Annotated in this window: 27 protein-coding genes; 6 read left to right on the top strand and 21 right to left on the bottom strand. The window is 65.2% G+C overall.

Going from position 1 to position 25240, the window contains the following annotated elements:
• Window positions 1–96: 96 nt before the first annotated feature.
• Window positions 97–498: a VOC family protein gene (locus AAA989_RS05370; protein ID WP_338241675.1), complete on the bottom strand. Its 402-nt coding sequence runs from the start codon at window positions 496–498 to the stop codon at window positions 97–99.
• A gap of 116 nt (window positions 499–614) precedes the next feature.
• Between AAA989_RS05370 and ligM the strand changes: the two genes are divergently transcribed.
• Entirely contained in the window at window positions 615–2021 is a 1407-nt protein-coding gene (ligM, locus tag AAA989_RS05375) for a vanillate/3-O-methylgallate O-demethylase (protein WP_338241677.1), read from the top strand.
• An 81-nt stretch (window positions 2022–2102) separates the two neighbouring features.
• Window positions 2103–2783, top strand: coding sequence for an alpha/beta fold hydrolase (locus AAA989_RS05380; protein ID WP_338241679.1), 681 nt, complete (start codon window positions 2103–2105; stop codon window positions 2781–2783).
• 16 nt (window positions 2784–2799) lie between these two features.
• Here AAA989_RS05380 and AAA989_RS05385 read toward each other — a convergent pair whose 3' ends face one another.
• The 3 genes from AAA989_RS05385 to AAA989_RS05395 all read right to left on the bottom strand — a co-directional run bounded on the left by AAA989_RS05385 (window position 2800) and on the right by AAA989_RS05395 (window position 6040).
• Window positions 2800–3498, bottom strand: a complete 699-nt coding sequence (locus AAA989_RS05385; RefSeq protein WP_491844621.1) for a VV20781 family protein — start codon at window positions 3496–3498, stop codon at window positions 2800–2802.
• Window positions 3499–3617: 119 nt separating this feature from the next.
• On the bottom strand, window positions 3618–5006 hold the full coding sequence (locus AAA989_RS05390) for an amidohydrolase family protein (protein ID WP_338241682.1): 1389 nt from the start codon (window positions 5004–5006) through the stop codon (window positions 3618–3620).
• Window positions 5007–5020: 14 nt separating this feature from the next.
• Window positions 5021–6040: an NAD(P)H-dependent flavin oxidoreductase gene (locus tag AAA989_RS05395; RefSeq protein WP_338241684.1), complete on the bottom strand. Its 1020-nt coding sequence runs from the start codon at window positions 6038–6040 to the stop codon at window positions 5021–5023.
• A 73-nt stretch (window positions 6041–6113) separates the two neighbouring features.
• On the opposite strand from AAA989_RS05395, the gene AAA989_RS05400 reads away from it, so the two are divergent.
• Window positions 6114–7592, top strand: a complete 1479-nt coding sequence (locus AAA989_RS05400) for an aldehyde dehydrogenase family protein (protein ID WP_338241686.1) — start codon at window positions 6114–6116, stop codon at window positions 7590–7592.
• A 21-nt stretch (window positions 7593–7613) separates the two neighbouring features.
• Here AAA989_RS05400 and AAA989_RS05405 read toward each other — a convergent pair whose 3' ends face one another.
• Window positions 7614–8897 carry an aspartate kinase gene (locus AAA989_RS05405; protein ID WP_338241687.1) on the bottom strand — a complete coding sequence of 428 codons (1284 nt, stop codon included), beginning with the start codon at window positions 8895–8897 and terminating at the stop codon, window positions 7614–7616.
• A 57-nt stretch (window positions 8898–8954) separates the two neighbouring features.
• Between AAA989_RS05405 and ubiG the strand changes: the two genes are divergently transcribed.
• Window positions 8955–9704 (top strand): bifunctional 2-polyprenyl-6-hydroxyphenol methylase/3-demethylubiquinol 3-O-methyltransferase UbiG, encoded by a 750-nt coding sequence (gene ubiG / locus AAA989_RS05410; protein WP_338241688.1) that lies wholly within the window; start codon window positions 8955–8957, stop codon window positions 9702–9704.
• Here ubiG and AAA989_RS05415 read toward each other — a convergent pair.
• From AAA989_RS05415 to AAA989_RS05460, 10 genes are all read right to left on the bottom strand, one after another.
• Complete coding sequence (locus tag AAA989_RS05415) at window positions 9685–10764, bottom strand: glycerophosphodiester phosphodiesterase (RefSeq protein ID WP_338241689.1); 1080 nt, start codon at window positions 10762–10764, stop codon at window positions 9685–9687. The genes ubiG and AAA989_RS05415 overlap by 20 nt on opposite strands.
• The gene (locus tag AAA989_RS05420; RefSeq protein WP_338241690.1) at window positions 10761–11111 is read right to left on the bottom strand and encodes an ArsC family reductase; all 351 of its coding nucleotides are present in this window, start codon (window positions 11109–11111) and stop codon (window positions 10761–10763) included. Before AAA989_RS05420 ends, AAA989_RS05415 begins: the two co-directional genes overlap by 4 nt.
• 173 nt (window positions 11112–11284) lie before the next feature.
• Window positions 11285–11590: an antibiotic biosynthesis monooxygenase family protein gene (locus AAA989_RS05425; RefSeq protein WP_338241691.1), complete on the bottom strand. Its 306-nt coding sequence runs from the start codon at window positions 11588–11590 to the stop codon at window positions 11285–11287.
• A gap of 55 nt (window positions 11591–11645) precedes the next feature.
• Window positions 11646–11993 carry a hypothetical protein gene (locus AAA989_RS05430; RefSeq protein WP_338241692.1) on the bottom strand — a complete coding sequence of 116 codons (348 nt, stop codon included), beginning with the start codon at window positions 11991–11993 and terminating at the stop codon, window positions 11646–11648.
• Window positions 11994–12102: 109 nt separating this feature from the next.
• Window positions 12103–12567: a crossover junction endodeoxyribonuclease RuvC gene (gene ruvC, locus AAA989_RS05435; protein WP_338241693.1), complete on the bottom strand. Its 465-nt coding sequence runs from the start codon at window positions 12565–12567 to the stop codon at window positions 12103–12105.
• 22 nt (window positions 12568–12589) lie between these two features.
• Complete coding sequence (locus tag AAA989_RS05440) at window positions 12590–13336, bottom strand: YebC/PmpR family DNA-binding transcriptional regulator (RefSeq protein ID WP_338241694.1); 747 nt, start codon at window positions 13334–13336, stop codon at window positions 12590–12592.
• A 93-nt stretch (window positions 13337–13429) separates the two neighbouring features.
• The gene (locus AAA989_RS05445; protein WP_434781425.1) at window positions 13430–13777 is read right to left on the bottom strand and encodes a heavy metal-binding domain-containing protein; all 348 of its coding nucleotides are present in this window, start codon (window positions 13775–13777) and stop codon (window positions 13430–13432) included.
• A gap of 71 nt (window positions 13778–13848) precedes the next feature.
• Window positions 13849–14730 carry an SDR family oxidoreductase gene (locus AAA989_RS05450; protein ID WP_338241695.1) on the bottom strand — a complete coding sequence of 294 codons (882 nt, stop codon included), beginning with the start codon at window positions 14728–14730 and terminating at the stop codon, window positions 13849–13851.
• 82 nt (window positions 14731–14812) lie between these two features.
• Window positions 14813–15049 (bottom strand): DUF2312 domain-containing protein, encoded by a 237-nt coding sequence (locus AAA989_RS05455; protein ID WP_338241696.1) that lies wholly within the window; start codon window positions 15047–15049, stop codon window positions 14813–14815.
• Window positions 15050–15152: 103 nt separating this feature from the next.
• On the bottom strand, window positions 15153–15470 hold the full coding sequence (locus AAA989_RS05460) for a DUF1244 domain-containing protein (protein WP_338241697.1): 318 nt from the start codon (window positions 15468–15470) through the stop codon (window positions 15153–15155).
• A gap of 46 nt (window positions 15471–15516) precedes the next feature.
• Here AAA989_RS05460 and pyk point away from each other — a divergent pair, with 46 nt between their 5' ends.
• On the top strand, window positions 15517–16986 hold the full coding sequence (pyk, locus tag AAA989_RS05465; protein ID WP_338241698.1) for a pyruvate kinase: 1470 nt from the start codon (window positions 15517–15519) through the stop codon (window positions 16984–16986).
• Between the two features lie 112 nt (window positions 16987–17098).
• The gene (locus tag AAA989_RS05470; RefSeq protein ID WP_338242185.1) at window positions 17099–18166 is read left to right on the top strand and encodes an SDR family oxidoreductase; all 1068 of its coding nucleotides are present in this window, start codon (window positions 17099–17101) and stop codon (window positions 18164–18166) included.
• A gap of 23 nt (window positions 18167–18189) precedes the next feature.
• Here AAA989_RS05470 and AAA989_RS05475 read toward each other — a convergent pair whose 3' ends face one another.
• Genes AAA989_RS05475 through AAA989_RS05500 form a run of 6 tightly spaced genes read right to left on the bottom strand, consistent with a single transcriptional unit; the run spans window position 18190 to window position 25240 of the window.
• Window positions 18190–19377, bottom strand: coding sequence for a pectate lyase family protein (locus tag AAA989_RS05475; RefSeq protein WP_338241699.1), 1188 nt, complete (start codon window positions 19375–19377; stop codon window positions 18190–18192).
• Entirely contained in the window at window positions 19377–21230 is a 1854-nt protein-coding gene (locus AAA989_RS05480; protein ID WP_338241700.1) for a hypothetical protein, read from the bottom strand. Before AAA989_RS05480 ends, AAA989_RS05475 begins: the two co-directional genes overlap by 1 nt.
• Window positions 21227–22618 (bottom strand): KpsE/RkpR family capsule polysaccharide export protein, encoded by a 1392-nt coding sequence (locus AAA989_RS05485; protein WP_338241701.1) that lies wholly within the window; start codon window positions 22616–22618, stop codon window positions 21227–21229. The genes AAA989_RS05480 and AAA989_RS05485 overlap by 4 nt, the downstream gene beginning before the upstream one ends.
• 29 nt (window positions 22619–22647) lie before the next feature.
• Window positions 22648–23358 carry a P-loop NTPase family protein gene (locus AAA989_RS05490; protein WP_338241703.1) on the bottom strand — a complete coding sequence of 237 codons (711 nt, stop codon included), beginning with the start codon at window positions 23356–23358 and terminating at the stop codon, window positions 22648–22650.
• Window positions 23346–24164, bottom strand: a complete 819-nt coding sequence (locus AAA989_RS05495) for an ABC transporter permease (RefSeq protein ID WP_338241704.1) — start codon at window positions 24162–24164, stop codon at window positions 23346–23348. Before AAA989_RS05495 ends, AAA989_RS05490 begins: the two co-directional genes overlap by 13 nt.
• A complete protein-coding gene (locus AAA989_RS05500) occupies window positions 24161–25240 on the bottom strand; it encodes a polysaccharide biosynthesis/export family protein (RefSeq protein ID WP_338241705.1) in 1080 nt (359 codons plus the stop codon). The genes AAA989_RS05495 and AAA989_RS05500 overlap by 4 nt, the downstream gene beginning before the upstream one ends.

The raw sequence follows: 25240 nt of genomic DNA on the forward strand, positions 1-25240 counted from the left end.
CGGGGCGTCGCAATCGCTACCTGCAAGCGGACACGGAGCCGCAGTATCAAGGCATTACTGGCGTGGCGACGCCTTCTTGTCCCAAACCGGGACGCTTCACTCCCCGAAGAAGTTCAGTTCCAGCAGGACATTGTTGGGATCGGCCGTGAAGATCTGCCGCAGGCCGATCGCTTCCACCAGGTTTTCCTGGTAGTCCGCCCCGCGCGCGTCCAGCCGCGCCTTCATTTCCTCGTAGCCTTCCAGCCGCAGGGCGACGTGGTGCAGCGCGCCGGTCAGTTCGCCGGGCTGCACCTCGCGGTCGTAGGCGCGGGTGCAGTCGACCGAGTTGATGTGGATTATGGCGCGCCCGTCCGCATCGAACATCCACTGCGCGGTCGCGGGCGTCAGCGGCGGCGGGGCATCGCGGCGTTCCAGGTCGAGAAGGTCGGCATACCACCGCGCCGTTTCGTCCAGCCTGTCGGTGATGATGTTCACGTGATCGAGTGCCTCGACCTTCATGGGGAACCTCCTGCCGATTGGTGCGCCTTATCCCTTGCACCTCTAGCCGAATATTGTATGCACCGCATACTAATTTCGCATACGTGATTCATTCACAACCATGGAGAGGAGCCATAATGGCCGACAACCTGCAGCAAATCGTAGAGGGCACTGACGATATCGTCGGCATGCTCCGCAACAACCAGATCGGTGCCTACGTGTATCCTGTCGTCGCCCCGGAATTTTCCAACTGGCGTGACGAGCAGTGGGCCTGGCAGCACGGCGCGGTGCTGTTCGACCAGTCGCACCACATGTTCGATCTCTACATCAACGGTCCGGACGCGCTCAAGCTGCTGTCCGACACGATGATCAACTCGCCCAACGGCTTTGCAGTCGACAAGGCCAAGCAGTACGTGCCCACGACGCCCTATGGCCACGTGATCGGCGACGGCATCATCTTCCGCCTGGCCGAAGAAGAGTTCGTCTACGTGGGCCGCGCGCCCGCCGCGAACTGGCTGATGTTCCACGCCGAGACCGGCGGCTACAACGTCGATGTCATCAACGATCCGCGTTCCCCCAGCCGCCCGATGGGCAAGACGGTGAAGCGCATCAGCTGGCGCTTCCAGATCCAGGGCCCGCGCGCCTGGGACGTGATCGAGAAGCTCAACGGCGAGCCGCTCGACAAGCTCAAGTTCTTCAACATGAGCACCATGAAGATCGGCGACAAGACGATCCGCACGCTGCGTCACGGCATGGCCGGTTCGCCGGGCCTGGAGATCTGGGGTCCGTATGAAGAGCAGGAATATGTCCGCGACAAGATCCTGGAAGCGGGCGAGGAATTCGGCCTGATCCCGGTCGGCAGCCGCGCCTATCCGTCGAACACCCTGGAATCGGGCTGGATCCCCTCCCCGCTGCCCGCGATCTACACCGGCGACAAGCTGGAAGACTATCGCAAGTGGCTGGGTGCCGACAGCTACGAGGCCACCGGCTCGATCGGCGGTTCGTTCGTCGGCGACACCATCAACGACTACTACCTCAACCCCTACGAGCTGGGCTACGGCCCGTTCGTCAAGTTCGACCACGATTTCCACGGCGCCGATGCGCTGAAGGAAGTGGCCGAGAACAAGGACGAGCAGCGCAAGAAGGTGACGCTCGAATGGAACGCCGACGACATGAAGAAGATCGTCAGCTCCATGTTCGATCCGGAAGGTGAGCAGTACAAGTTCTTCGACCTGCCGCTCGCCAACTATGCCAACTCGAACTACGACAAGGTGGTGGATGCCGGCGGCAACACCGTGGGTCTGTCGATGTTCACCGGCTACAGCTGGAACGAGAAGAAGGCGCTTTCGCTCGCCACCGTGGATCCGGAAATCCCGCTGGGCACCGAGCTCGAGGTCGTCTGGGGCGAGGAAAACGGCGGTACCGAGAAGACCACCGTGGAGCCGCACAAGCAGATCAACGTGAAGGCCATCGTTTCGCCGGTTCCCTATTCGGAAATGAGCCGCGAAACCTACGCCACCGGCTGGCGCACCTCGCGCAAGTAAGCGCGCGCCGAAAGGCAGCTTGATGGAAGGCCCGCGCACCGTCAGGGTGTGCGGGCCTTTCGCATTTCATGGAGTTTCGGCATGGCCACTTTCGTCCTCGTCCACGGCGCCTGGGGCGGCAATCACACCTGGGGCGATGTCCCCGCGCGGCTCGAGGCAGAAGGCCATGAGGTGCTCAACTGCACCCTTCCGGGTCTCGGCTCGCGCCAGGGCGAATTGCATCCCGGCATCACGCTCAGCGATCATGTGGACGATGTCTGCCGCCAGATCGCGGAGGCGAAGATCGGCCGCTTCATCCTTGCTGGCCATTCCTACGGCGGCATGGTGATCTCCGCCGTTGCCAGTCGCCTTGGCAAGCATATCGAAGCGATCTGCTACATCGATGCCTTCCTGCCCGAAAGCGACCAGTCGCTGTGGGACATTACCGGCGAATTCGAGCACAACTGGTACGTCGACAGCCAGCGTCACCAGCCCGGATATGTCACGCCCATCGGCTCGCTGGATTTCGAGCACGTGCCCGGCGTCGTGGGCTTCCACCCGCTCCTGACCCTGCTCGAGGCGATGCCCTTCACCGGCGACGAGAAGGGCATCGCGAAGAAGAGCTACATCTTCGCCACCGGCTACGAGCCCACGCCGTTTGGCGGGTTCGCCGCCAAGGCCAAGGCCGCCGGGTGGGACTATCACGAGACCGATACCGATCACTTCGTCATGCAGAACGATCCCGACACGACGGTGAAAGTCCTGCTGGGTCTTGCCGACTGAACTGCGCCGGCAAGGCTCAGATCGTGGCCGGATCCCAGAACGTCGCCAGCGCGACCGCGGCGACCATCATCGCCCGCCGCTTTCCGATTTCCGTTCCTTGCGGCAGGATCAGCACCGGCTTGCCGTTAAGCTCCAGCGCGCCGATCGCGCGACCGTCCTGCTCGAAGACGTAGCCGATCGAGTCTTCCACCGGCCAGGACGAACCGGCGAGAGAGTGAACCAGCCGGAAGGACACGATCTCGCCAGCCAGCCCGATCTCCCCGCGGCGTGCGTTGCGCGTCAGCGCGTTCTCCAGGCCGCGGCGGTCTTCCTGAACTTCGAGACGCGCCGGGATCGCGCGCCCGTCGGCTTCCAGGTCGCACCGGTATGCCATCGGACGGGGGCGGAATTCGATGTCGTCGAACGCCAGCGCCCGCTTGCGCACGCTGCAGTACCCCTCGATGGTGGTCGAGATTCCCGGTCCGGCGATGGTGAACTCGGCATGGCCATCGGTGCGCTGGAACAGGTCGCCCACCGTGAGCCTGTCCAGCCCCCTCTCATAGCCGCCCACGTACTCGCCGGCGGAAAACCGGCCGTGGGTCCAGCCGCTCATGTTATCGAAGGGAATCCGCTCCGAGGTGTCGGTCAGCGGGGCGGGGAGAGCCATTCTGGCAGGCTGGATGGCAGAGCAGGCAGAGAGCAACGCTAGCGTTGCGACAAGGGCAGGAAGGCGCATTGCCAAGACTTTCTAAAGAGGTCCCGCCGCGCAATTGACCCAGCCATCCTGAACGGCGCAGAAACGAACATTCGCGACATCGCCGGATGGCGAAGCCCGTCCGTCGAACGACCTGCTACCTATTCGCCCAGAACGGACGGATCGAGCGGAGTGCCCTGCGCCTCCATGCCTGCCACGAGGTCCGTGACGATCTGGTCCATGTCATGCTGCGAAGCGCGGGCACGCAGCGCGGCGATATCCTCTTCTCCGTGCCATCGACCGTTTCGCACAACGCCGACGACCTGCCGGATGCAGGCGATATCGGCGCGCGGATTGCAGGCTGTGAAGACAAAGTCGGCGGCGCAATCCTGCTCGAGGCAGCCAAGACGACCCTCCTCGCCCAGAGCCCGCGCGGCGTTGGTCGTGGCCGTCTCGATCGCCTCGCCGGGAGTAAGGCCCGCCTCCACCAGCAGCTCCAGTTCATCGTGCAGGGCATCGCCCGGCAGGTTCACGAAGATGCCCGCGTCGCTGCCGGCCACCAGCGGCACACCGGCGGCATGCATGCGTCCGGTCAACCAGCTGTAGAATTCCGCCCGCTCGCTTTCGTAGGCCGGATCGCGCGCGGCCCAGGCGGCGATATTCTCCGCCTCGGTCGACTGGATAACCGGGTTGAGCCACTCCATTCCCTCGCGGCTGGCGTAGACTCCATCGCTTTCCGCGACGCGGACGAGATTGCGATGCGCCACCAGCGTCGGCGTCACGGTCGCACCGCTGGCCGCGATCTCTGCAACGAGCGTCTCGCCCGCGTCACGGTCCACCCCGGCGCGAAGACCGTGGAAGGCGATGCTCTCTGTGTGCTCGATCGTCTCGAAGGCGGCAGTCAGCGTATCCGCGAACGGAACGAGGAAGTCGCGCTCAAGCGGAATGCCCTCTTCCCGCGCGCCTTCTACCGGATGCCCCGTCAGCTTCATTCCCAGCGCGCGTGCCTCGTCCAAAGCGGCGACAAAGGCCTCGCCGGTCAGGTTGGAATAGACCTTCACCCGGTCGAAGCCCGCCGCGTGCTGCGCGCGCACCGCTTCGCGGGCCTCGTCGATTGTCGAGACCATGACGTGATTGATCTGCGCATTCGGCCCCGGCGAATTGAGGATCGGACCGCTGGTGAAGAGCCGTGGCCCTTCGAGCTCGCCGTTCTCGATCCGCTCCGCCATGCGCAGATGGAAGGGCATGCCCGACAGGTTGCGAACCGTGGTGACGCCGTGGGCGAGATAGGCCGCCAGTTCGGCCTCTCCCCACAGGTGGACATGCATGTCGATCAGGCCGGGCGTGGCAAATGCCCCTTCGGCATCGACCGTGCGGCCCTGCTCTGGCGGAAGGATCGACGGGCCCTGGTCGACGACGACGCCGTTCTCGACGAAGATGGAATCCCCGTCCGGTCCGACGTTGACGACCAGCAGCGCGTCCTGCGCGCTCGCGGGCGCGGCGGCTGCAAGCAGGGTGGCCGTGAATATCCCGATTGCCAACCTGCCCATGTTCGCCCCCTTCGTCAGACCCTGTTGCGCAGCGTCAGAGCCGCTTCGCTTTCCTGCATAAGCTGCGCGATGATGTCGGCCACCGGCTCTTCCGCCTTGACCATGCCGACCGACTGGCCCGCCATCAGCGAACCGTTCTCCACGTCGCCGTCGATGACCGCGCGCCGCAGGGCTCCGGCCCAGTAATGCTCGATCTGCAACTGCGCCTCGGCCATGGCGATTTCCTCCCGGTCGAGAACGGCCGCCACCTCGCGCTGCTTGGCGGTGAATTCTTCCGTCCCCTTGTTCTTCAACGCCCGCACGGGGATGACCGGCAGGCGCGGGTCCACCTGCACGCTGGCCACGGCATCGCGGGCGCTGGCGCGGAAGAAGGCCTTCTTGAAGTCGGGATGGGCAATGCTCTCGGTCGCGCAGGCAAAGCGGGTGCCGAGCTGCACGCCTGCCGCGCCCATTTCCAGGTAGCCCGCGATCATGTCGCCCCGGCCGATCCCGCCGGCCACGAAAACCAGGTTATCGGCGGCCAGCTCGGGAAGGATTTCCTGTGCCAGCACACTGGTGGAGACGGGGCCGATATGGCCGCCCGCTTCCATCCCCTCGATCACCAGCGCATCGGCGCCAGAGCGCAGCAGCTTCTTTCCCAGAGCCAGCATCGGCGCGAAGGCAATCAGCTTCGCGCCCTTCTGCTTGATCGCGTCGACGCTGCCCTTGGGCGGCAGGCCGCCTGCCAGGACCACGTGCGTAACCTCGTGCTTCGCACACACGTCGATCAGGTCGAACAGGTCGGGGTGCATGGTGATCAGGTTCACCCCGAAAGGCCTGTCCGTCAGCGCCTTCGTGGCGGCGATCTCCGCATCCAGCAGGTCGGGCGTCATCGCTCCGCAAGCGATCACGCCGAAGCCGCCGGCATTGCTGATGGCCGAAACGAGGTTGCGTTCGGAAACCCAGCTCATTGCGCCGCACATGATGGCGTAGTCGGAACCGAGGAATTCGTTACCGCGCGCCATCAGCGTCGAGGTCTTGGGAAAACTGCTCATGGCTGCGGGCCTTATTGCCCCCCTCGCCCGCGAGCAAGGGGAACCCTCGCGCGTTCCACGCCGTTCCGGTCACATGACAACGCCCTACGACAAGCTCGATCGAATTTTCATTGCCGGCGAATGGCGCGACGGAACCGGCAAGGAAATGACCAACATCTGCCCGTGGGACGAATCCACGATCTTCACGATGAAGGGCGCGACGGCCGAAGATGTCGACGAAGCCTGCCGCGCCGCTGCCGAGGCCCAGAAGGAATGGGGCGCGATGCCCCCCGCGGCGCGCGCCGCGGTGTTCGGCCGGATTGCCGAGATCATGGAGGCGCGCAAGGACGAGATCGCCGAGTGGATCGTGCGTGAAGTCGGCGGCACGCAGGTCAAGGCCGCGCTCGAACTGATGCTCTGTACCGATTTCGCCCGCAAGGGCGGCGTTTGGCCGTTCATGAAGGAAGGCCTGATCATCGACGAGGACATTCCCGGCAAGGAAAGCCGCGTCTATCGGCAGCCCGCCGGTGTCGTCGCTCTGATATCGCCGTGGAACTTCCCGCTGCAGCTTACCGCCCGCACGCTGTTCCCCGCGCTGAGCCTGGGCAACGCGGTGGTAGTGAAGCCGTCCAGCGATTCCATCGTTACCGGGGGCACCATCTTCGCCGCGATCTGCGAGGAGGCGGAAGTGCCCAAGGGCCTGGTGTCGGTGCTGCCGGGCGGCGGTTCCGATATCGGCGACCCGCTGATTGCCCACGACATCCCCTCGGTCGTGTCCTTCACCGGGTCCACCGGCGTCGGACGAGGCGTCGGCAAGGCCGCGCTGGACGCCAATCTCATCAAGCCGGTCGAACTCGAACTGGGCGGCAATTCGCCCATCGTCGTGCTCGACGACGCGGACCTCGATTACGCGGTCGAAGCCAGCGTCTGGGGCAAGTTCATGCACCAGGGCCAGATCTGCATGATCGCCAACCGCATCATCGTCGAAGACGGACTTTACGATCGCTTCGTCGAGGCTTTCGTGGAGCGGGTGAAGAAGCTGCCGGTGGGCCAGCGCGATGCGGCGGATTGCTTCATCGGGCCGATCGTCAACCGCGACCAGTTCGATTCCATCACCGACCTGATCGCCAAGGCGAAGGACCAGGGCGCCAATTGCGCGCTGGGCGGCGATCCGGACGGCCTGGTCATTCCACCGCACGTCTTCACCGACGTATCGGAAGACAATTGCCTGTTCGAGAACGAGATCTTCGGGCCGGTATGCCCCATCTCCCGCGCCAGCGACGAAGAGGATGCGATACGGCTCGCCAACGCCACGACCTACGGCCTCTCAGCGTCGGTCTTCTCGCAGGACGAGGGGCGCGCCCTTCGCGTGGCGAAGCGGATCCAGTCGGGCGTGTGTCACATCAACGATTCGCCCGTGAACGACAGCCCCTTCTCGCCGTTCGGAGGCGTGAAGAACTCTGGCATCGGCAGGTTCAACGGCCGCTGGGCGGTGGAAGCCTTCACCACGACACGCTGGATCAGCGTGCAGCACGAGAAGCGCCAGCTGCCTTTCAGCGCGGACGACCTCTAGCCGCACGCTGCCAGTCGACGTTCACGCCGCCGCTTCGTCCGGCGCATCGAGGCCATAGGCGGTGTGCAGCACGCGCACGGCGAGTTCGGTCTCGTCCTCGTCGATCAGCACCGAGACCTTGATTTCCGAGGTGGAGATCGCCTGCACGTTGATGCCGCGATCGGCCAGGGCCTTGAACATCGTGGCGGCGACGCCGGTGTGGCTTTTCATGCCCATGCCGACGACGGAGATCTTGGCCACCTTGCTGTCGGTGATGATGCGGTTGAAGCCGAGCGCTTGCTGCTTTTCCTCCAGCAGCGCCTGCGCGCGGGCAAGCTCGGCCTGCGGCACGGTGAAGGTCACGTCGGTCTCGCCCTTGTCGCGGCCCACGTTCTGGATGATCATGTCGACGTTGATGCCCGCCTCGCCCAGCGGGGTGAAAATCTCGGCCACCGCGCCCGGCTTGTCGGGCACGCGGGTGAGGACCACGCGGGCCTCGTTCTTGTCGTGAGCGATGCCGGTCACGGTCTGGCGTTCCATATTCGAATCCTCCAGGATATTCTGCATTTCCTCTTCCGAGACGATCATCGTGCCGGGCAGCGTGTCTGCGGGCGGGGCACCGTCATCGACGAACGAGGACAGGACCTGCACCCGCACGTTGTGCTTCATCGCCAGGCTGACCGAGCGGGTCTGCAGCACCTTGGCGCCGACCGAGGCGAGTTCGAGCATCTCTTCGTAGGACACATACTTGATCTTGCGGGCGCGGGCGACGATGCGCGGATCGGTGGTGTAGACCCCGTCCACGTCGGTGTAGATGTCGCAACGATCCGCCTTCACCGCGGCGGCGATGGCGACGGCCGAGGTATCCGATCCGCCGCGTCCCATCGTGGTGATGCGCTGGAGGTCGGATACGCCCTGGAAGCCGGGGATGATCGCGATCTCGCCGTTCGCCATGCTTTCGGCCAGGCGCTCCGCATGGATTTCGCCGACGCGGGCATTGGCATGGGCGGAGAACGTCTTGACCGGCAGCTGCCAGCCAAGCCAGCTGCGCGCCTTGCAGCCCATCGCCTGCAAGGTCAGCGCCAGCAGCCCGGCCGTCACCTGCTCTCCGCTGGAGACGACCACGTCGTATTCGGCGGGGTCGTAGAGCGGGTTGGCTTCGCGGCAGAAGTTCACCAGGCGATCGGTCTCGCCGGCCATGGCGGAAACCACCACGGCCACCTCGTTACCGCCCGCGGCCTGCGCGCGCACGATATTGGCGACGCGGCGAATGCGCTCTGTCCCCGCGACCGAGGTGCCGCCGAATTTCATCACGATGCGGGCCAAGAATCCCCCTTCATGCATTCACTGGTTGAAACCCACGCGCGCTGTTAGGGAGCATGCATGGCCAAGGCAACTGTCACATCTGCAACCAGTCCTGCAACCATCCGTCCGGAGGAAGCCGCCCACTTCGGCGCGCTGGCCGCCGAATGGTGGGATCCGCACGGCAGTTCCGCCATGCTGCACAGGCTCAACCCCGTGCGGCTGGGCTTCATTCGCGACGCGGTGGACATGCACTGGGGCGGCGATATCGAGAGTGCCCGCCCCCTGGCGGGCAAGCGCGCGCTGGACGTGGGCTGCGGCGCCGGGCTGCTGTGCGAACCGCTGGCGCGGCTGGGCGCGGAAGTGACCGGCGTGGACGCCTCGCCCGAGAACACCCAGGCGGCTGCCGCCCACGCCGACGGCGCGGGGCTGGATATCCGGTACATCCCCGGAGAGCTGGGATCGGCCAACCTGGGACACTTCGATCTCGTCACCGCGATGGAAGTGATCGAGCACGTGGCCGACAAGGCCGCCTTCGCCGCCCAGCTTTCCGCGCACCTGGCACCCGAAGGGCTGATGGTGCTTTCCACCCCCAATCGCACGCTGAAAAGCCGCACCCTGCTGGTCGGCGCGGCGGAAGCCATCGGCGCGGTGCCCAAAGGCACGCACCACTGGGAGGATTTCGTCACGCCCGAAGAACTCGAGTCGCTGCTGTCCGACGCGGGGCTGACCATGGGCGAGCCGAAGGGGATCGGCTTTTCGGTAGGCAAGGGCCTGCATCTGTCGGACGACTTGTCGCTCAACTACGTGGTTACGGCGCGGAGAGCCTAGGCGGAATGTCTACGGATCCTATCCGGCGTCGATGGCAATCTGTCAGGCGGCATGGATGATCGGTAAAGATGCCGTCGAGGCCAGCATCGCGTAACGCTCTAATGACCGACATGATAATACTGTCAGCTAGCCTTCCATAAGTGGGGAGATCATCGCCATAGGGAGGCGGCAGAAACTCTGGTTCCAGCCGCAGAGTCCAGCCGTGAACCGCCAGTTCCGCTTTATGTGCTCGATCAATCATATCAGTCGGCACGCCGTCGGCATTTGACAACAGACGCAGGTCCGCCCCAATCCCGTCGGCATATTCGGCAATTTCGGCGAGTCCCGCAGACGAAACCATATCCGCATAGCTCAAAGAAGGATCGTCAACCGGACCGCCTTCAACCGCGATCAGTTGCACGAGACGCAAGTCGGTCATTCCATTGAGCCGCCGCAGCGGCTCTATCTCGAAGCTCTGGATGAACACCGGCGCATCCGCGCCCCGATATCCGGCGTCGTGCAGTTCCTTCACCAGCATGGTGGCCAGGTCGTGGCCGATCCCGGCGAAGTAGGTGGGGTGCTTGATCTCGGGATAGAGCCCGATGGTGCGCCCCGTCTCCGCCTCCTTGGCGCGCACCAGCGCGATGATCTCGCCCAGCGTCGGCACCTGATAGAGTCCGTCGAAGCGGGTATTCGCCGGACGGATCGCCGGCAGACGTTCACGGGCGCGCAGGGTGCGCAGTTCGGCCAGGGTGAAATCCTCGGTGAACCATCCGCGCACTTCCTGTCCGTCGATCACCCTTGTGGTGAGGCGCGCGGCGAACTCGGGGCGCTGGTCGATGTCGGTCGTGCCCGAAATCTCGTTCTCGTGGCGGGCCACGAGCACGCCGTCCTGCGTGGCGACAAGATCGGGCTCGATGTAGTCCGCGCCCTGGTCGATGGCACGTTCGTAGGCCGCCAGCGTGTGCTCGGGCCGTTCGGCGCTGGCGCCGCGATGGGCGATGATCAGCATGTCGTCCTCTCCCTGCGCCGTGGCGGGCATGGCCAGCCCGAAGGCGATCAGGGCCAGCAGCCACTTCATGCCAATGCCGCCTCCCAAGCAGCCTCATCGAAGCCGACCAGCAGACCGCCGTCATGCTCCACCACCGGGCGCTTGATCATGCTGGGATTCTCGACCAGCAACTGCGCCGCACCGATGGCGTCGTCGGCGCGCGCTTTCTCTTCGTCGGGAAGCTTGCGCCACGTCGTCCCGCGCCGGTTCAGCACGGTGTCGATGCCTTCGGCACCCAGCCAGCGCTCCACCTTCACCGGGTCCGCGCCTTCCTTCTTGTAGTCGTGAAAGGCGTAGTCGATCCCCTTCGCGTCCAGCCACTTGCGCGCCTTCTTCACGGTGTCGCAGTTGGGGATGCCGTACAGGTGGATCGTCATTCGATTGAGCCTCTCGCCGCTAATGTGGAACACATGGAACACTGTCCTAGGCCGAAAAACCCGGCCCTGTCAGCATCCTGACGGGCGCATCCCCGACTAGCCGGGTTTTCGGGCAGTTTCGCGACAGTCGAAGCCATTGCCTGCTGATGCGGGCCCCGGCCGGTGTAGGACAGTCAGCTGGCGCGGAAGCGGTGCGTGCGCGGGTTATCGCAGGCGAACATGGTGTATTCGGCATACCAGCGCTCCCGCCCGTCGTTCTTCGCGATCCGGTGTTCGGCCACCTTGCCCCACGCACGCGCCGCGCCCTCGTCTTCCCACTCCGACAGGGCGATCACTTCGCCGTCTTCGGCGACATAGCTCTTGAACGACAGGAAACCCGGCTGCCGGGCGGCAAGCTCCTCCATCGCGTCGGCCTGCGCATCGTACCCTGCCCGGTCGATATCGGGCCGCTTTCGATTGCGGAAAACGACGAGATACATGGCACCGGATTACGCCCGGCGCGGCCCTTGTCAAACCGAACGTGCGGCTGACGCCTTAGAGGACGCGGAAATCGGCGATGCGGCCATTGCTGGCGAAGGTGCAGGTGAACTGGTCGCGGCTGCGGTCGCGCGTCTCGATCCGCCCGTCGACGCGCACGGCATCGCGGCTGATCTGGTCGACCCGGTCGATACCGATGCGGTCGCGGGTGTAGCGCTCCGCCTCCTGCCCGCAGGCATTCACCGCGGCGCGCTCGAATTCGCTGAGGCCGCGGTCGTTGTAGCCGCTCCCTCCGCCGAGAATTCCGCCAAAGATATTGCCCAGCGGACTGCCGCCGTAGCCACCGGCGCAGCCGCCGAGAACGAGCGTGGCGGCGATAGCGGCGGGAAAAAGGGTCTTGCGCATCAATAAGGCTCCGGGATGGTGTTTGCGCCGGCCTCCCACCGGTCGATTACGCAAACTACGAAGCCCGCAAGGCCTTGTTCCAAAACAGTTTGGCGCGGGAGCGGGGCGATCAGCCCAGATTGGCGTCCGCTATCGCCACGGCGAGGGCGTCCGCCGCGTCGGCCCCGGCAAGCTGCACGCCGGGCAGCAGCACCTTCAGCATGGCCTGGACCTGCGCCTTTTCCGCACCGCCCGTCCCCACGACGGCCTTCTTCACCAGCCGCGCCGCGTGTTCGCGAACCTCCAGCCCGGCCAGCCCACAGGCCGCCAGCACCGCGCCGCGCGCCTGCGCCAGCTTCAGCGCGGACTGCGGGTTCTTGTTGGCGAAGACCTCTTCCGCCGCCACGCGATCGGGGCGGTGCGTCACGATCACCTCGGCGAGGCTCTGCTGCAACACGGCCAGCCGCCGCGCCATCGGCATCTTTGCGCCGGTGGGGATCTGGCCGTTGGCGACGTGCGCCATGCGATTGCCCTCGACCCGGATCACGCCCCAGCCGGTGCAGCTGAGCGAGGGATCGAGGCCGAGGATCAGCATGAAGGTATCGGCAGGAGGGCCGTCAGCCCTCGACCTTCTCCATCACGTCGTCCGAGATGTCGTAGTTGCCCCAGACGGTCTGCACGTCGTCGTCGTCGTCCAGCACGTCGATCAGCTTCAGCAGGGTGGTGGCGTTCTTCTCGTCCATGTCGACGGTGAGGTTGGGCTTCCACGCCAGCTTGACCGTTTCCGCCTCACCCAGCGACTTTTCGAGGTCGGAGGCGACCTGGTGGAGGTCGTCCGCCGCGGTCCAGATCTCGTGGCCGTCTGCGGTGGAGGTGATATCCTCCGCGCCCGCTTCCAGAGCGGCCTCCAGCACCGTTTCCTCGTCGCCCGCGTCGGCGGGGTAGATGATGAGGCCAAGCCGCTCGAACCCGTGGACCACGCTGCCTTCGGTGCCGAGGTTGCCGCCGTGCTTGGAAAAGGCCGTGCGGATCGAGGTGGCCGTGCGGTTGCGGTTGTCGGTCAGCGCCTCCACGATGATCGCGCTGCCGCCGGGGCCGTATCCCTCGTAACGCACTTCCTCGTAATTCTCGCCATCGCTGGCAGAGGCCTTGTCGATAGCGCGCTGGATATTGTCCTTCGGCATCGACTGCGCCTTGGCCGCATTCACCGCCAGGCGCAGGCGCGGGTTCATGTCGGGATCGGGCATGCCCATTTTCGCCGCGACGGTGATTTCGCGCGACAGCTTGGAAAAGAGGTTCGAACGCTTCTTATCCTGCGCACCCTTGCGGTGCATGATGTTCTTGAATTTGGAATGGCCTGCCATGGTTTTTCTTCTAACGGAGTGCTGATGTGCTGGGCTGAAAATGAAAACGGGGCCTAGCCCAGCCCCGCTTCCGCTTCAACAATTCACATGGCCCTAAAGCTTCACGGCCGTACCGCTGGCCGAGACCATCAGCATGGAGCCCTTGTCGCCGATCACCTCGTAGTCGAGGTCGACCCCGACCACGGCATCGCCGCCCAGCTTGCCGCATTCGGCCTGGATTTCCATGATCGCCTGCTCGCGCGCCTCGCGCAGGATGCGTTCGTAGCTGCTGGAGCGTCCGCCCACGATATCGCGAATGTTGGCGAAGAAATCGCGGAACAGGTTCGCGCCGATGATCACCTCGCCGGTAACGATGCCGAGATAGGCCTGGATCGGCCGCCCCTCGATCATGTGGGTGGTGGTGACGGGGATACCCCGCGCGTCTCGCCATTCACCGGGCATGTTCGCACTCCTTCAGCCTCTCCGGAACAGGTGTATTGCTAGCACAATACAGTAGCGCGGGCAACGTCGGTTCAGCCGTTCACCACCGTGCCGCCATTGGGATGCAGCACCTGGCCGGACATGTAGGAACTGTCTTCGCAGGCGAGGAACAGGAAGGCCGGGGCGACCTCGTTTGGTTCGCCGGCGCGGCCCATCGGGGTGTCGGTGCCCCAGTCGTCCATCTCCTCCTCCGGCATGCCTCCGCACGGGTTCAGCGGCGTCCAGATCGGACCCGGCGCGACCGCGTTCACGCGGATGCCGTCGTCGATCAGGTTCTCGCTCAGCGAGCGGGTGAAGGCCGTGATCGCGCCCTTGGTGGCGGAATAGTCCAGCAGGATCGGCGCGCCCTTGTACATCGTGATGCTGGTGCAGTTGACGATGGTGGCTCCGCGCTTCAGGTGCGGGCGGGCCGCCTGCGCCAGGTAGAACATCGAGAAGATGTTGGACTGGAAGGTGCGCTGGAGCTGCTCGGGCGTGATGTCGGTCACGTCGTAGTCGGGGTGCTGCTCGCCCGCGATCTGGATCAGGCTGTCGATCCGCCCGAACCGGTCGATGACGGCTTCGATGAACCCCTGCGCGTGCTTCTGATCGCCCAGATCACCTGCCGAAAGCAGCACCTTGGCGCCTTCGGCCTCGCACAGTTCGCGGGTCTTCTTGGCGTCGTCGTGTTCCTCGAGATAGGAAATGGCCACGTCCGCGCCCTCGCGTGCGAAGAGCACGGCCGTTGCGCGGCCGATGCCGCTGTCGCCGCCGGTGATGACGGCCACCTTGCCCTTCATCCGTCCCGAACCGGGGTATCGCGGTTGCCACTGGGGCTTGCGATCGAGCGCGCTCTCGTGGCCCGGAATGCCCGGCTCCTCGGCGATCGGCTTGATGAAATCGGCGTCGGCGGTCTTTTCTCGCGTGTCGGTCATGATCGTTGTCCTGCAAATTGGGTCTATGCAGAATCAACGGGCGGCGATGTCGCGCCGTTCCGCGCGCCATCGCCGCAAAGCCTCACGCCATCCCGAGTGCGGTCTTGTAGGTGTCGAGTATCATTTCCTGTTCGCTGCGGTCGTTGGCGTCCATCTTCCGCAGGCGCACGACCTGGCGCATGATCTTGGGATCGTATCCCACAGCCTTCGCCTCGGCGTAGACGTCGCGAATATCGTCGGCGATGCCTTTCTTCTCCTCTTCGAGGCGTTCGATGCGCTCGATCAGAAGGCGCAGGCGGTCGTCGGTGGCTTCGGCCATGGAATAGGTGCTCCGGTATGCAAGAGAATCGGTCGGAGCGCTGACTAGCGCAGCACCGCGCGGGCGCAAACCGGGCTGTGGACCAGTCTGTGAAAAAGGCCGTCTAGCGCAGGTCCGCCTTGTTCTTCTCGAGGCTCGCGGCCATCCGGTCGAGCTGTTCCTGGCTCGCCTCGCTCTGCCGGGAAGCCTTCCACTCGTCCATCGGCATGCCGTGGATCAGTTCGCGCGCCTGTTCCTTGCTGCCGTCGTATCCGGCGTCGCGAATCCAGTCGGCCAGGCAATTCCGGCAGAAGCCGGAAAGACCCATCAGGTCGATGTTCTGCGCATCGTGGCGATGGCGCAGGTGCCGCACCAGCCTGCGGAAGGCCGCCGCCGCCACGTCGTCGGGCAGCATGTCGAGGGGGTCTTGCGTATCGCTCATCGTAATATCCTTGTGTTGTTATCGTCGCCTGTCATAGGCGGTGGCCATGCCGAAACGCGATGCTTCCAGACTCGATCCGCGTGGCCGCAAGGTCAAGATCCTCGCCACCACCGGGCCCGCCTGCAACGATATCGACATGCTGAGACGCCTGTTCCAGGCCGGGGCCGACGCCTTCCGCGTGAACATGAGCCACGGAGAGCACGAGCGGCACGCCCAGACAATTGCCCATATCCGCGCGCTGGAAAAGGAATTCTACCGCCCGATCGCCATCCTGGCGGACCTGCAGGGTCCGAAGCTTAGGGTCGGAACCTTCGTCGATGGCCGCGCCACGATCCCGCACGGCAGCACCTTCACCTTCGACCGCGTGGGCGAGCCGGGCGATGCCAGCCGCGTGGAGCTGCCGCACCCGGAAATCTTCCACGTGGTGGAGGAGGGCCAGCGTCTGCTGGTGAACGACGGCAAGATCCGTCTGCGGGTGCAGTCTGTCAGCAACGGCGCGATCACCTGCAAGGCGGAAGTCGGCGGGGTCATATCCGATCGCAAGGGCGTGAACGTGCCCGATGCGGAAATCCCCATCCCCGCCCTGACCGACAAGGACCGCCGCGACCTGGCCTTTGCGATGGAGCACGGGGTCGACTGGATCGGCCTGTCGTTCGTCCAGCGCCCGGACGACCTGGCAGAGGCGCGCAAGCTGATGGGCGGCAAGGGCGCGCTGTGCGCCAAGATCGAGAAACCGCAGGCGGTGCGGCGATTGAACGAGATCATCGAACTGGCCGACGGCATCATGGTGGCGCGCGGCGACCTGGGCGTGGAGCTTGAGCCGCAGGAAGTCCCGCCGCTGCAGAAGAAGATCGTCAACGCCACGCGCCTTACCGGCAAGCCGGTGATCGTGGCGACGCAGATGCTGGAAAGCATGATCGAAAGCCCCGCCCCCACGCGTGCCGAGGTGTCCGACGTTGCCAACGCCGTCTACGACGGCGCGGACTGCGTGATGCTGAGCGCCGAGACCGCTGCGGGCGACTGGCCGGAGGAAGCGGTGCTGATGATGGATTCCATCGCCCGCCAGGTGGAGAAGGACGAGGGCTACAAGCAGCGGGTTCGCATGCTGGATACACCGCCCGACCCCACCCTTGCCGATGCCCTGTCCCATGCCTGCATGACCATTGCCGACACGGTGAACATCAATGCGATCGCTGTCTTCACCTTCTCCGGCAGTTCCGCACGCCGCGTCGCGCGCGAAAGGCCCGCGGTGCCGCTGATGGTGCTGACACCGTCCATGTCCGTGGCCCGGCGCGTGGCCCTGCTGTGGGGCGGACACCCCGTCGCCACCAAGGATATCGGCAGTTTCGAGGAGATGATCGCCAAGGGCAAGCGCATGGCCCTGCGCCACGGCTTCGCGCGCGAGGGCGCGCGCATCGCCATGCTGGCGGGCGTTCCCTTCGGCCAGGCCGGTGCGACGAACCTCATCCACGTCGTCACCCTGCAGGGCGACGAACTGGAAAAGTACGAAGGCTGAATCGCCCCGCACGTGGGTTGCGTCGCATGACGCAGATATGTCCCGGAGTTGACCGGACCGCTCATTCCGGTATCGCCCGTCGCGGAAATGTAGCCTCCGAAAGACCTTGAATATGCAAAATGAATGGTGGTTCGATCACGCGGGTCAGACAGAGCTGCGCGATCGATTGCGGGCCAATCGCAGGCACTGGCTGGTCACCGGCGCGGCGGGATTCATCGGTTCGAACCTCGTCGAAACCCTTTTGCAGCTCGATCAGACCGTTACCGGTCTCGACAACTTCTCCACCGGTCATCGCTTCAATCTCGGCCACGTGGCATCGCGGGTCGGCACGAAGTGGCAGAATTTCACCCTGATCGAGGGCGACATCCGCGATCGCGACACCTGCGCATCGGCGGTCGACGGCGTCGATGTCGTGCTGCACCAGGCTGCTCTCGGTTCGGTCCCGCGCTCGATCGAGGATCCGAAAACCAGCCACGACGTGAACGTCACCGGTTTCCTCAACATGCTCGACGCATCGCGGCAGGCCGGCTTGCAGAGCTTCGTCTACGCGGCATCGAGTTCCACCTACGGCGACGAGCCGCAGCTGCCCAAGATCGAGGAGCGCATCGGCAAGCCGCTGTCTCCCTATGCCGCCACCAAGCTGTTCGACGAGATCTACGCCGACATCTATCGCCGCACCTACGACTTCTCGTCGATCGGCCTGCGCTACTTCAACGTCTTCGGACCCCGGCAGGACCCGCAGGGCGCCTACGCGGCGGTCATCCCCAAGTGGACCGACCTGATGATCGACGGACAGCCGATCACCATCAACGGCGATGGCGAGACCAGTCGCGATTTCTGTTTCGTGGACAATGCCGTGCAGGCCAACCTGCGCGCGGGCCTCGCCCAGCTACGCGGCAACAACGAGGTGGTGAACGTGGCGGTGGGCCAGCGCACCACGCTCAACGAGCTGTTCACGCGCATCCGCAGCGAACTGGCGAAGTTCGGCATCGAATACGACCTCGACCCGGTTCACGCGGATTTCCGGCCCGGGGACGTGCGGCATTCGCTGGCGTCGATCGACAAGGGGCGCGCTCTGCTGGGATATTCGCCCACGCACACGATCACGTCCGGACTGGAAACCGCCATGCCGTGGTACGTGCAGGAACGCCGCGAGGTCATCGCCAAGGCCGAGGCCTAGCGCAAACACGGTCTGGCGACGGCCTACTCCTGCCACGCCGGGCGGCGGTCGCGCAGGCCATAGTCCTCGACGGGCACCTGTTCGACATTGCCTTCCCGAACATCCAGCCGCGGCCCGATATCGTCGCCGATCGACCGGGTGGCGCCCTCGCCCGCGCAGTATCCCCGGCCCTGCGGCTCCTGCGCCACCACGCCGCGAAGACTGCGGCCTGCGGCCAGCGAACGGTAGCGATTGTTTTCCGAAAGGAGCCGCCCGCCATCCCGCGCCAGCGCGCCATAGGAACCGCTCATCTCTCCGGACCCCCGCGGCCTCGGCGCGAAGGCAATCTCGTTTCCGTAGACGTGGACGAAGCTGCTGCCTGAAACGCGCGGAATGCGCTGCGCCACCCGGGTAAAGCGATTGCGCAGCAGGCTGAGCTGTATCTGCGCGTCGCGCACCGGCCCGGCAAAGCATGCGCCGCTCTCGGCCTCGGACGCCGACACCAGCATGACCTTGTCATGGTCTGAGAACAGGCTGTCGGAAATCGTCACCCGACTCTGGCGGTCATCTTCCTTGGCGGTGATGTCGATCATGCCGTCGCGGCAGGCCGAGAGAGTAACGGCGGAAACCCACAGCCGGTCGGTACCATCGCGCACCGTGATGCAGTCGCCGCCTTCTTCCCGGCCCGCAAAGCCCGTCTGGGTGAGCGAAATGCGCCTGAGCACCACGTTGTCGATACCATCCAGGTAGAAGGCCGAGCCCGCGCCTTCGTCGACGATGCGCGGCGGCGTGCAACCGCCGTCCAGCGTCGTGTTCGAACCCAGCCGCAGCGGAGCCGCGAGCGTAATCGGTGCAGCTCCGGCGGGAAGATCGAACAGGATGTATCCGCCACCCTCGCGGCGCGCCGTTTCGATGGCATGGCGCAGCGTGCCCGCACGCGGCGAACTGCGATCATCCCCTGTCGCCGTGACCCTCAGCAGTTGCCTGCCGAGGCCGCCCGTGGTGTCGACCTCGTCCGCAAACCCGTCGCGCCGCGTCATGTAGTCGGCCGCCGCGGCCATGCCATCGCGTACGGTGACACCGGCCAGGCAGGACCGCGCCTCGGCGCTGCCACCCTGGGGGCTACGCGCGGAAAGGGAAGCTGCGAGCGCGGCGATGGCGAGCACCCCCGCCAGGACCGCCGCCAATGTCACCGGCCTCGGCAAATTCGCCGGCCAGGCACTGGCTGCCATCAGGATCCTTGCGGCACGATATGCCGCCAGATGCCGCCCGCCAGTCGAAGGTTTTCCGGTTCCGCGGAAAGCACGATACGCAACTGGGCGAGATAGGCTTCACGCCACCGGGCGGTGAACTCTTCCAGCGGCTCGCCCTCGCGCGGGTAGGGCAGCTTGGCGAGGTGGAAGTGGATCGTGCCGTCGCGCCACTGCGGCACGGCGAAGACCGACGGCGCCTTCTGCTTGTAGGCAAGGCGAGCGGCAAAGGCGGAATAGGTGATTTCCTGCCCCTCGAACGCGATGCGCGGCGCACCGGTGCTCATTCTGCCATCGACGGCGATGGTCAGGGTCGCGCCGCTTGCCAGCGCCCTCACGGCCTGGCGTGCCACCTGCGCTTCGGTCTGGTCGCTCGTGCTGATCAGCTGGCGATTGAAAGTGACCGAAGGCAGTCCCGGCGTCGATGCCATCCAGCGGTTCTCGAAACCCAGCAGTTCCAGCGCCAGAGGCCCCGTGAACATGGCGCCGATATGGGCGGAGGCGAAGATCACGCCCCTGCCCTGGTCGACCAGCGGCTGCACCAGCTGCTGCAGCGGATCGAGCTCGCAGACCTTTTCCAGCACCTGGCCGGCCTCTTCCATCCGGCATTCCAGCCAGTCGTAGATCAGCCGGTCGGCCAGCAGGCCCCACTTCCCGCGGCGTTCCCACTCCTCGCGGTCGGGAAAGCGTTCGGCATCGCGAAACTGCCAGGCCCAGTCGAACCGCGCCTTCGAAATGTCGAGGTCGTCGACTTTCTGCCACAGAGCCTGCAGCCCACTGGCGAAATCGCTGGGCAGACCGGCATCGCGCGTCTTGAGCAGGTGATCGTAAAGCCGCATGGCGGCTTCCTGCCGGCCCGCCTGGTTCAGCGCAGACGCGGCATCCCGGCGCAGCGTCTCGCTCTCCGGCTCGTTCAGGCATGCCTCTACCATCAGGTCGGCGGCCCGGTCGTATTCCCCGGCACCCTTCAGCGCCCGCCCCAGCCACACCCGCAGGTGGTTGAGATGCGGAGCCAGTTCCAGCGCGCGGGCCAGGTCTATCCGCGCGGCGCGGTAATCGTTCATGGTCAGCAGCGTCTCCCCGCGCCGCGTCAGCGCGCGCGCGGAATCGGCGTCGATTTCCAGCGCCCGCCCGTAGCGTTCGACGGCCTCTTCGCGCCGCGCGAGCGAAAGCAGCGCATCGCCCACCTCGATGTGAACGCCCGCGCTATCCGCCTCGGGATCGTCCAGCGCGGGGGCCATCTCGACGACCTTGTCGAACATCTCGCGCCTGTTGAGCAGCCGCAGCCACTGTTCCAGCTGCGCCATGTCGTTCTTGTCGCCGCGCGCTTCCAGCAGGGCGAATGCGCTTTCGGTCCGGTTGTCCCGTATCAGCGCCTTCAGCGCCTGGGTCGTCAGTCGTCCGTCCTCGGGCCAGTCGCGATAACCCTCGGCATAGTCTGCGGCGGCGGTGAATTCCTTGGCCTTGAGCAGCCGCACCAGGGCCATCGAGATACCGGCCGGATCGTCCTCGTGGTTACGGATGAGATCGTCGAGCAGCGGGCGCGCGGCGTCCCTGTCGAACTCCCATACCAGCCGCGCATGGACGATCCTGTCCTTGCGATTGGTGGCCGGGCTTTCGACCAGCAGTGCCAGCACCTCGGCGGCGTCGCGGTCCCGCCCCTCCTCCATCAGCGGGCGGACGATTGAGGTCCTCACCCGCCGGTAGATTTCCGGATCGGACAGGTCCAGCGCCGCGATCGCGGTCTTGTCCACCCGGCCCGTCTGCGCGAACTGGTCGGCAAGGGTGCGGACCTCCTGCGTGGGATCCGTGGTTTCGGTTTCCGTCTCGGTCATTCGCTGTCCTGCATCGGTCGCTTGAGCATGATGAAGCCTGCAATCAAGATGATGACGATTGCACCGAGCAGCAAGAGCAGCAGGTCGAGCAGGCGGCTTTCTTCCCTTTCCAGAGGCTGGATCGGGCTGGCGATCAGCACCAGGTACTTGCGCTGTTCAAGGCCGCGCAGCCTCGCCTGCTGCAAGGTTTCGCGCGCGGCGGCCAGGGTCGTGGCGGCCGCATCGCGTTCGGCCACGGCGGCTTCGAAAAGCGCCAGCGATCGTCCCAGCGAACCGTTCTCCTGCGAACTGGTCAGCCGTCCCTGCTGCTCCGCGATCTGTCGCTGAAGGGCCTGAATTCGGGCATCCAGCCGTGGCAGGAACGGGCTTTCGGAGAGTCCGTTGGAAAGCAGCGCCTGGCGGCGGGCCTCGGCCTCGGCCAGTTCCACTTCCAGGTTGTTGATGATCCCGTAGATCCCCTGGGCGGACAGCCGCGGATCGAGCTCCGCCTGCCGGGTCTGGATTTCCTGAACGCGGCCCTGCGCCTGCGTCAGTTCGTCCTGCGCCTGCTGCTCGACTTCAACCAGGTCTTCCAGCTGGTCATCGTCGATCGACTGCGAGATGTTGCGCACCTTCGACCGGGCCAGTTCCAGCAGGATATTGGCGTAGCGAACGGCATCTTCGGGAGTTGCCCCGTCCACGTTCAGCGTGAGAAGCCCCTCCTGCTGGTCGACGAGGATGGAAACCCGGTCCTGGTAGAACCCGTAATCGAGCGAGCCGGCCGCCGGTCCGCTGTCGAAATGGCTGAGGTACCCGTGTTCCTGTTCCATGATCTGCATCACCTCGCGCGAGCGCAGGTATTCGCGCACACGGTAACCGTCGGTCATGCCGGCACCGCCGCCGCCCAGCCCCATCAGGTTCATGGCAGGCGATTGCGGTGACGAGTTGACCGTAGTGATCGCGAACGATGCCTCGGTCTGGAAATAGTGTTCCTTGATCAGGGTGATATAGGCCAGCGCGAGCAGGACCGGCAGCAGGCCGAACAGCGCGATGTTCCGCAGGCGACCGATCTGGCGGCGACGTTCGCGCCGGTTCAGCTCGTCGAGCCGCGCGGAAACGTCGGCGTCGGATGGTAGCAGCGCCTCGATCTCGCGCCGGCGCTCTTCTTCCTGCTGCCGCAGTTCTTCCTTGCGCTCCCTGCGAATGCGGGCCTTGCGGGCGGCATCGTCGGGAGTGGACGTGCTGTCCCCGCCGGAGGTCTCCAGCAGGTCGGAGACATCCTCCTCCGAAGCCTGATCGCGCGAGGACGCGGCAGAACTGCCGCCGTCCGCCGGCTCGCTTCCGCGCGGCGCCGGACGGCCGCCCTTCTGCGAGAGTTTCCAGGCTTCAAGTCGCGCCTTGTTATCCATTTTCGTTGCGCATCCCTGCTGTAATCGGTTCACTCACTTGCAAAACCCTCCACCAGCAATTGCAGGTGGTCCTGCTCTGCAAGATCCTCTTCGTAGGCCGATTGCGCGGCATCGAAGCTATCGTAAAGGACGAAATCCCGGTTCCGCAGAACCGCGAAACGCCGACCAAATCGCTCTGCAAGGCGCGGCGAGTGCGTCAGAAAGAACATGCCGGCATCCTCCAGTTTCTGTTCCAGCGCCACTTCGCACTTCGCCCGGTAGGCCGGGCTTCCCGAGCCGATCGAACCGTCGATAACATAGGTATCGGCGGGAATGGCCATGCTGAGGGCAAATCCCAGCCGGTTGCGCATGCTGGAGGAATAGGTTTCCAAGGGACGATAGTAATCGTCGCCCAGCTCGGAAAATTCCGCGACATAGGCGCTCACCCAGTTCCGCGGGGCCTCGGCAAGGTCGGCGATGATCTCGATATTGCGCACGCCCGTCATCGCCGGATGAAACGCTCCGGAAAAGCCAAGCGGCCAGGAAATGCGGCCGTGGCGGTGGACCTGGCCCGCGCTCGGCCTGCCGAAACCGGACAGGAGGTGGGCGATGGTGGTCTTGCCCGAGCCCGGAGCCGCCAGAACGCAGATCCGGTCCTTCGGATCGAACAGCAGGTTGGCCTCGTCCAGGATGACGCGGTCCTCGTTGTCGAGGCGGAACCGCTTCGTGCAGTCCTCGAAACCGATCATCAAATCGCCCACGAGGTATCCCCTTCGGCGGGTTCGCTGGCCAGGCGACGGCGCTGCACGAGGAAACCGATGGCCACGCACACGATGATGAAGGCGACCGGAACCGAGCTCGTCCCCAGCAGCGACGTGTAGCCCTCGAAAAGGCCGTTACGCAGCACCTCGATGCCGTGGAACAGCGGGTTCCACGACAGCCAGTCGCGCACGGCGGGCGGCAGCTCGTTGGCAGTGTAGAAGACGCCCGAGATGTAGAAGAACGGGCGCAGGAAGATCGGCGTCGCCCGCGTCAGGGCCGGAACGATGGTGGACAGCGATGCCATCATATAGCCGAAGGCGCCGCCGCTGCTTACCGCGAGGAAGAAGCCCCACATCGCCAGCACCGGGTCGTGCATCTCGAAGAAGCCGAAGATGACGAAATTGAGCAGCAGCAGGATCAGGAACACCAGCACTGAGTTGCCCAGTTCCAGCAGGAAGACCGAGCCCCCCACCAGATTGGGGCTGACGCTGGGAAAGGAAAGGATGTGGCGATAGGCGGTGCGCGCCCTGAGGATCGCGTTCACGGCATATCGCGCGCAAAGGTAGGGCACGACGCCCGAGCAGATGAAGCTGCCGATATCGGTGTCGATCGGGATGCGACGCCCAAGCACGATGAAGAGGATGTAGATCACGCCGATCCAGGTGAGCGGCACGATATAGGCCCACAGGTATCCCAGCGCATCGCCCGTATAGCGCGAGCCGACCTCGCGCATGATGATCGCCTTCATCTTGCGCACCCATCGCGCGATCGCGGTCAGCGGATGCGTCGTGGCGGGGCGTGTCATCTTACCCGCGTGGCGGAACTGGCAAGGCTCGACACCCCGCTGATCGCCCGCAACACCTTGTCGGTCTGCGTGAAGGAGGCATAGCTGACATAGACCACGTCACCCGGACGCAGCGGGAAATCGGTGGCGGCGAAGATATTGACGGGATCGCTCATGTCCATGCGATAGACCACGTCGCGCGGCTCGCCGTCGGACAGTCGGGCGTCCCTGCGGAACACGAAGACGCCGGTGGGGTCCGCCGTCCGCTCCTCCAGCCCGCGAGCGCTGCCAAGCGCATCCATCAGCATGTAGTCCTGCCGCGGCAGGGGAACGCGCGCGGCGTCGCCCACCGAACCCATGATGATGTAGAAACGGCTGTCGCGGCGCAGAGAGATCACGTCGCCGGGCTGCAGCGGGATATCGTAGGTCGGATCGGAAAACAGCGTGTCGAGGCCAATCTCCGCGGTCGCCCCGTCGCGGTGGACCTGCACCACGTATTCCGCCCCCTCCTCGCGCGCGATGCCCGCGGCACCGATCACGGCGGCAAGAGAGGACGTCTGCGGCGTCAGCTCCACGGCGCCGCCCTGGGTCACGTCGCCCATCACCGTCACGCTTCTGCCGGTCGATCCGATCCGCGTGACGTAGACCTGCGGACGGAACAGCTGCCGGTCGATGCGCTGACGGATGGCGGTGGTCAGTTCGGCCGTGGTCAGGCCGCTCGCGTCGACGCGTCCGGCGAAGGGCAGCGTTACGGCCCCGTCCGATGCGACCGAGATGCCCTCGATCGTGACCGGCCCAGCCAGAGTGACAGGAAAGGTTCCGTCCCCGCCTGCCTCGCTGATGGTGACGTTCAGGATGTCGCCCGAGCGCAGTTCCTCGAAGTCGGTGGACCCGGCAAGCGAGAATTCGTCGGGAACGATGCCGGCAGGCGGTGCCAGCGCCTCGTCGGCCCGCCACTGCGTGATCGGAACGACCGGGATGTTCGTCTCTTCCTGATCGACGATCTCCGTGATGGACGGCCCCCCGCGCGGAATCGCGCAACCGGCAAGCAGGGTTGCTCCCAATGCGAGAACCAGGACGTGTCTTGCGATGGTCAT

Source organism: Aurantiacibacter hainanensis (genome assembly GCF_036321025.1).
GTDB lineage: Bacteria > Pseudomonadota > Alphaproteobacteria > Sphingomonadales > Sphingomonadaceae > Alteraurantiacibacter > Alteraurantiacibacter hainanensis.